At 66.2% G+C, this 6,030-nt stretch carries 5 protein-coding genes; all 5 read left to right on the top strand.

What is annotated here, in order from left to right:
• The first annotated feature begins 127 nt into the window (after positions 1 to 127).
• The 5 genes from ACSSVZ_RS27815 to ACSSVZ_RS27835 all read left to right on the top strand — a co-directional run bounded on the left by ACSSVZ_RS27815 (position 128) and on the right by ACSSVZ_RS27835 (position 5,972).
• Complete coding sequence (locus ACSSVZ_RS27815; RefSeq protein ID WP_453974117.1) at positions 128 to 973, top strand: aldo/keto reductase; 846 nt, start codon at positions 128 to 130, stop codon at positions 971 to 973.
• 197 nt (positions 974 to 1,170) lie between these two features.
• Positions 1,171 to 1,830, top strand: a complete 660-nt coding sequence (gene paoA, locus ACSSVZ_RS27820; protein ID WP_453974118.1) for an aldehyde dehydrogenase iron-sulfur subunit PaoA — start codon at positions 1,171 to 1,173, stop codon at positions 1,828 to 1,830.
• Positions 1,827 to 2,777, top strand: coding sequence for an FAD binding domain-containing protein (locus ACSSVZ_RS27825; protein ID WP_453974119.1), 951 nt, complete (start codon positions 1,827 to 1,829; stop codon positions 2,775 to 2,777). Before paoA ends, ACSSVZ_RS27825 begins: the two co-directional genes overlap by 4 nt.
• 4 nt (positions 2,778 to 2,781) lie before the next feature.
• Positions 2,782 to 4,974: an aldehyde oxidoreductase molybdenum-binding subunit PaoC gene (gene paoC / locus ACSSVZ_RS27830; RefSeq protein ID WP_453974120.1), complete on the top strand. Its 2,193-nt coding sequence runs from the start codon at positions 2,782 to 2,784 to the stop codon at positions 4,972 to 4,974.
• A gap of 140 nt (positions 4,975 to 5,114) precedes the next feature.
• The gene (locus ACSSVZ_RS27835; RefSeq protein WP_453974121.1) at positions 5,115 to 5,972 is read left to right on the top strand and encodes a carboxymuconolactone decarboxylase family protein; all 858 of its coding nucleotides are present in this window, start codon (positions 5,115 to 5,117) and stop codon (positions 5,970 to 5,972) included.
• Positions 5,973 to 6,030: the final 58 nt, after the last annotated feature.

The following is a 6,030-nucleotide window of genomic DNA, read 5'->3' on the forward strand; positions in this document are numbered from 1 at the left end:
GTCAGATCGAACCGGGCCATATCATCTCCTCCCCCACGACGGAGGAAAGGTTGGCGAACATCGATTGCAAATCCGTTTATGAGTATGTGACCTAAACGTAACGCTCAACAACGGCGTCGCCCTGCCGTTGCTGGGCCTCGGCGTCTATCGCAGCAGCCCGGAGGACACTGGTCGTGCCGTCGAGACGGCGCTGCGGACTGGTTACCGGATGATCGACACGGCCGCTGCCTACGGGAATGAAGTCGAGGTGGGCCACGGTATCCGGTCGAGCGGCGTCCAGCGCTCGGAGATCTTCCTCCAGACGAAGATGTGGATTTCCGATTACGGCTTCGACACAGGTCTTCACGCCTTCGATCGGTCGATCCGCAAGCTCGGCTTTGACACTGTCGACCTCTATCTCCTGCACCAACCCATGCCGGACGAGTTCGACCGGACGATCGACGCATGGAAGGCTGCTGAGCGGCTCCTCGCCGAAGGGCGCGTGAAGGCGATCGGCGTCAGCAACTTCAGCCCGGACCATCTTCGCCGGCTGATGGCGGAAACGGTTGTCCCGCCGACCGTGAACCAGGTCGAATTGCATCCCTTCTTCACCCAGAAAGAGCTGATTGCGGAGCACAAGCGGCTCGGTATCGCCACGCAGGCCTGGTCGCCAATCGGCGGCGTGCAGCGCTATTGGGGTGAAGACAAGACGCCCGAACAGGACCCGCTCACGCATCCGGTCATTGCGACCCTGGCCAACAAGCACGGCAAGACCCCCGCGCAGATCATGCTCAGGTGGCAGATCGATCTAGGCCATTCGGTGATCCCGAAGTCGGTCCATGAGAACCGTATCGCAGAGAATTTCGACGTCTTCGATTTCAGCCTTTCGCCAGACGAGATCGCGTCGATCGACGCGCTCGACACCGGGAAGCGGGGCGGGCCGGATCCGGAAGCGATCAACACCACGAGCTATCCGTTCAAGATCGAGGACTGATCGCGGTCACCGGCCAGAGCCGGCCGGAGCGCGCCATTCATCTCCGCAGCCGATAGGCCCTATCGGCGAACGGTACTCAATACGCGCCGCAGCGACCCTAGATTTCTTCCAACTCCAGACGGTGCTCGAAAGAGGCGACGCTTCGATGAGCGACGCCGGGGGGCCGAGCGTTGCACTCTGACAGCAAGAGGATCCGCATGTCGAAGGATGCACGGTTCGAGGTCAACCGCCGCGATCTCATGATCGGCGGAGCGGCGACCACAGCTCTCGCCGCCTTTCCATACGGAAAGGCCCATGGTGCCGTCCCCGCAGCGGTCGCCGCAACGACCCCTCCTTCCGGGCCGGTCAGCACCGACGTCGGCTTCAGCGTCAACGGGACAGTCCGGCAGCTCAGCGCGGACAACCGCATGACCCTTCTCGATGCCCTGCGCGAAGAATTCGAGCTGACGGGGACCAAGAAGGGCTGCGACCACGGCCAGTGCGGCGCCTGTACGGTCATGGTCAACGGCCGGCGCATCAACTCCTGCCTGACCCTCGCAGTCATGCACGAGGGCGATGAGATCACCACCGTCGAAGGCGTCGGAACCCCGGAGGACATGGATCCCATGCAGGCAGCCTTCGTCGAGCACGACGGCTACCAGTGCGGCTACTGCACGCCGGGCCAGATCTGTTCCGCCAAGGCGGTTCTGGAGGAGATCCAGGCCGGCATCCCGAGCCACGTGACCGCCGACATCACCGCCCGGATGCAGGTCACGCCTGACGAGATCCGCGAGCGGATGAGCGGCAACATCTGCCGCTGCGGTGCCTACGCCAACATCCTCGCCGCCATCCAGGACGTCGCCGGAGAAAACGGATGAGAGCCTTCAGCTACGAACGCGCTGCCTCCCCGCAGGCTGCGGCCCAGGCAGCGGCCGCCACGCCCGGCGCCAAGTTCATCGCCGGCGGAACCAACCTGCTCGACCTGATGAAGCTCGAGATCGAGACGCCGCCCCATCTCGTCGACGTCAACGGCCTCGGGCTCGACACCATCGAGGACACCGAGGACGGCGGCGTGCGCATCGGTGCGCTCGTGCGCAACACCGATCTGGCCGCGCACGACCGGATTCGCCGCGACTACGGCGTCCTGACACGAGCACTGGTGGCCGGCGCGTCCGGTCAGTTGCGCAACAAGGCAACCACCGCCGGCAACCTCCTCCAGCGGACGCGTTGCCCCTACTTCTACGACACCAACATGCCCTGCAATAAGCGCAATCCGGGATCGGGCTGCGCCGCCATCGAGGGGTTCTCGCGTCAGCTCGGCATCGTCGGGGTGTCGGATAAGTGCATCGCGACCCACCCCTCCGACATGGCGGTGGCGATGCGAGCGCTCGACGCCGTCGTGGAGACGGTCGATGCCGGGGGCGGGTCGCGCGAGATCCCGATCGCCAATTTCCACGTTCTGCCGGGCAACACGCCCGAAGTGGAAAGCGTGATCGAGCCCGGCGAGATGATCACCGCCGTGCGCCTCCCTGCGCCGATCGGCGGACGCCATGCCTATTACAAGGTCCGCGACCGTTCGTCCTACGCATTCGCTCTGGTCTCGGTGGCCGCTGTGGTTCAGCCGGACGGCACCGGCCGGGTGGCTCTGGGCGGCGTTGCGCCCAAGCCGTGGCGGAACGAGGCGGCCGAGGCGGAACTGCCGAACGGTGCCGCTGCCGTCATGAGCCGACTGCTCGCCGACGCGAACCCGACCGATCACAACCAGTATAAGGTGACCCTTGCCGAGCGCACGCTCGCAGGGATCCTCGCCGAGACGAGGGAGTAACGTCATGCGCTTCGACAATCCCGCAGGCGACAACCTGTTCGACCGTGCCAAGGTCATCGGCCGATCCACCCCGCGCATCGACGGGCCGCGGAAAGTGACCGGCACAGCACCCTACGCGTACGAGCGCCACGACGTGGTCGAGGGCCAAGTCTACGGCTATCCCGTGGGCTCCGCGATCGCCAAGGGCCGGATCAGATCGATCGACAGCTCGGCCACGGAAGCTGCGCCCGGCGTCATCGGCATCGTCACGACGCTCGACCACGATCCGATCGAGGAGGTCTTCAGCTACGATCCCGTTCTCCATTTCGGCGGCGACGAGGTCGTTCACTACCATCAGGCCGTCGCGGTGGTCGTGGCGGAGAGCTTCGAGCAGGCGCGTGCCGCGGCGAATCTCCTCAGGATCGACTATGCGCCCGACGAAGATGCCGACTTCGACCTTGCCCGGGCGGCAAGCGGTGGTGAGAGCGCAGAGCCGGCGTCGCAGGTCGGCGATTTCGAGGGCGCCTTCGCCAGCGCTCCCGTGACCCTCGACGAGACCTACATGACACCGGCCGAAAGCCACGCAATGATGGAGCCGCATGCCACGCTGGCGGCCTGGGACGGCGACCGGCTGAGCCTGTGGACCTCCAACCAGATGATCGAGTGGGGTCGCCAGTCGATGGCGAAGGCGCTCGGCATTCCCGCCGACAACATCCGGCTCGACTGTCCTTTCCTCGGCGGCGGCTTCGGAACCAAGCTGTTCGTCCGCTCGGATGCGATCATGGCCGCCCTTGCGGCGCGCAAGGTCGGTCGCCCGGTCAAGGTCATGCTTCCGCGCCCCCTGATCGCCAACAACACGACTCACCGCGGCTTGACGATTCAGCGCATCCGTATCGGCGCCGAACGGGACGGCAGGATCACTGCCATCGCCCACCACAACACCACCAATGCGCTCACGGCGCGGGGCGGGGAGAATGCCATCGCGCCGACGCAGGAGTTCTATGCCGGCGCCAATCGGCTGATGGTCAGCAGCCCCGTCCGGATGCACCTGCCGAATTCCAACGCGATGCGCGCGCCTGGCGAGACCGGTGGCCTTATGGCGCTGGAGATCGCGATGGACGAGATGGCGGAACGCCTCAGCATGGATCCCGTCGAGTTCCGCATCGTCAACGACACCCAGGTCAATCCAGACAACGGTAAACCATTCTCCGAGCGCCACTTCGTGGAGTGCCTTCGGACGGGGGCGGACCGCTTCGGGTGGGCCGACCGCAACACCGCCCCTGGCGCAACGCGCGATGGGGCCTGGCTCATCGGCCATGGCGTTGCCGGTGCGTATCGCGGGGCGCCTGCAACGACTTCCGGAGCCCGCGTCGTCCTTCGGCCCGACGGCACGTTGCTGGTGGAGTCCGACATGACCGATATCGGTACGGGCTCCTACACCATCATGTCCCAGACCGCTGCCGAGATGCTGGGGCTCCCGATGTCGGCGGTTTCCGTCGAACTCGGCGATTCCAACTTTCCGGTCTCGGCCGGGTCCGGCGGCCAGTGGGGCGCGGCGAGTTGCACGGCCGGCGTCTACGCGGCCTGCGTGGCGTTGCGCGAAGCGATAGCCGCGCGTCTGGACGCCGACGCCACGGAACTCGCCTTCGAGAACGGCCTCGTGCGCTTCGGCAACACCTCTGCTCCGCTCGGCGAAGTCGGCGGTGGCGACGATATCGCAGGCGAGGACTCGATCGAGTTCGGCTCATTTCGCGGCAATGAATTCGTGCTGTCGACGTTCGGCGCTCACTTTGCCGAGGTCGGCGTCCACCGCGTCACCGGCGAGATCCGCGTGCGCCGGATGCTTGCGGTCTGCGACGCCGGGCGGATCTTGAACCCGCTGACCGCCCGCAGCCAGGTGATCGGAGCCATGACCATGGGGGTGGGCGCCGCGTTGATGGAAGAGCTCGCCGTTGACACCAACTACGGCTTCTTCGTCAACCACGACCTCGCCGGCTACGAGGTCCCGGTCCATATGGACATCCCCGAGCAGGAGGTGATCTTCCTGGACACGCTCGATGCCTACTCGACACCGCTCAAGGCGAAGGGCGTGGGCGAGCTTGGCCTCTGCGGCGTCTCCGCGGCGATCGCCAACGCCGTTCACAACGCGACCGGCGTTCGCGTGCGGGACTATCCCGTCACGCTCGACAAGCTGATCGGCGGCCTGCCTGCGGTCTGACGGACGATACGCTCCGAGGGATCCGGCGCCCGGTACATGCCCGTCCCGCCGCTGCTTCCGCTCGCACGACGTCGGGCTCGGCTCCGAAAGCCGGTCCGAGCTTGCAAGCCCCCCATTCCGATGTGCCGGAGAACACGACGATGAAGAAGCTCGCAACCTCGCTGCTCACGCTGTTTGCTGCGGTCCCGCCCGTCCTCGCCCAGCAGCCGGACGATGGCCGCATCGCGCCTGACGCGGTCTACGATGTCGCCCCGGGGCTCGGTCGCTACACCGACGACGTCCTGTTCGGTCGCGTCTGGCCGGGCGAGGCACTCGAGCCGCGCGATCGCAGCCTGATCGTGCTGTCCGCGCTCATCGCCATGGGCCGCACGGGGCCGATCGACAGCCACACGCGCATCGGTCTGGAGAACGGGCTGTCACCCGCCGAGATCGGCGAGATCGCCACCCACCTGGCGTTCTATGCCGGCTGGCCCTACGCGATCGCCGCGGTCTACGAGATGCGAAAGATCTTCGAGGAACAGGGCATCGAAATGCCGGTCGACGCCGGCGGCGAGCCCCTTGAACTCGACCCGGAGGGGGAGGCGGATCGCCGTCGGGCGGTCGCAGAAAACATCACCCGGGTCGTGCCCCAGCTCGGCGCGGCGACCGACGAGGTCCTTTTCGCCGATCTCTGGCGACGGTCGGTGCTGAGCGCACGCGACCGCAGCCTCGTGACCGTCGCCGCCCTCATCGCCACGGGCAAGCCGGAACAGCTTGCCTTCCACCTTGCCCGCGCGATGGACCACGGCCTCACGCGCTCGCAAGCCCAAGAAACGGTGCACCACCTGGCCTACTACGCAGGCTGGCCGAACGCGGTTTCTGCCGTCCCGGTCGTCCAGAGCGTCTTCGATGCGCGAGCAGAGACGGACAGCACCGATCGCGCCGTTTCCTCGCCCGCCGACCACGAAGTTGTCCGCGCTGAGGGTGGCCTGCTCCCCGGCAAGTGGCCACTGTTGTGAGTTAGATTTCGGCTCCAACATTGGAGCTGAGAATGCCGAAGAAGCGCTATTCCCCTGA

The sequence above is a fragment of the Amorphus sp. MBR-141 genome (assembly GCF_053628695.1).

Bases quoted from the DNA above. Each gene is read 5' to 3' on its own strand.
- paoA (WP_453974118.1), top strand. From the start codon at position 1,171: ATGTCGAAGGATGCACGGTTCGAGGTCAACCGCCGCGATCTCATGATC.
- ACSSVZ_RS27825 (WP_453974119.1), top strand. From the start codon at position 1,827: ATGAGAGCCTTCAGCTACGAACGCGCTGCCTCCCCGCAGGCTGCGGCC.
- paoC (WP_453974120.1), top strand. From the start codon at position 2,782: ATGCGCTTCGACAATCCCGCAGGCGACAACCTGTTCGACCGTGCCAAG.
- ACSSVZ_RS27835 (WP_453974121.1), top strand. From the start codon at position 5,115: ATGAAGAAGCTCGCAACCTCGCTGCTCACGCTGTTTGCTGCGGTCCCG.